Consider the following 962-nt stretch of genomic DNA (forward strand, 5'->3'; position numbering starts at 1 on the left):
CTTTTCTCATCGCGATAAAAATCTCATATCCAACAATTTCCTATTTTTGATTTTGCAATCTAGAGTTTCTATTTTTGCTGTTTCTGCTGTTTATATGAAATATCCCTTCTCCAAAAGTAAAAAACAGAGCAAAAGCCCTTCAACACCATGCATCCTTTATGATATTTGTATAAACATTCACCCTTTTGTCAAATTCTCGATGAGTAAATAGAAATATGAAACGAATATTATTTTTCTCTCGTATTTATCAGGTTTACCCCCCCAAATACATGGCATTTAGAAACACAAAAATCTTATCTCACTTTAAATATGTACTTATAATCAACAACAATCAAGAGTTTGACAATTTAATTATTTCTCCTAGAATAGTAAGGGAACCTCAAAGTTCAGAATTTCACTTTTATTGGAATAAGCTCTTTTTAAAATGGGAAAGATACTTTAGGTTTTGTTCTTCTTATTTTTCTCTTGCCTTTAAAGAAACAGTCGTTTAGTCGTTTTTCACGGTTCGGAGCGTAGCGCAGCCTGGTAGCGCACTTGACTGGGGGTCAAGGGGTCGTGGGTTCGAATCCCGCCGCTCCGACCATTTTCTTCCCCCAAATATATTAAGTTTAGCTGTAGTGTAGCTTGTCAGCAGATTTTGTATATTTTGACACCAGGTTTATTTTTTTTTAATGATTTTTAAGGGGTTCTCAAAGGGTCTTCAAAGCTAGTTTTCTGGGCTTTCACAAACTTTTTAAAAATCTTTAAAGGATTTTTAAAGACCTTTCAAAGTTTTCTGTCATCTTTATCATTGAGCCGCACTTTTTTCCGATTTTCGCTCTTTTTTGCAATTTCAGGTGTCAAAATCCAATTTGAAAAAATTCGCATTTAATGATAGAAATTATACATAAAAACAATAAATTATCACGTATTCCTATCTAACCCCACCTCTTCCCACTTATTACAAAACCTATTGTAAAACT

General features: G+C 33.3%; 1 tRNA gene. It reads left to right on the forward strand.

The annotated features are described in order from the left end of the window. Nucleotides 1-506 precede the first annotated feature (506 nt). A tRNA-Pro gene (locus tag ACFIO5_RS10750) sits at nucleotides 507-583 on the forward strand. The last annotated feature ends 379 nt before the right edge of the window (nucleotides 584-962 follow it).

The sequence above is a fragment of the Bartonella sp. AA86SXKL genome, from assembly GCF_042196885.1.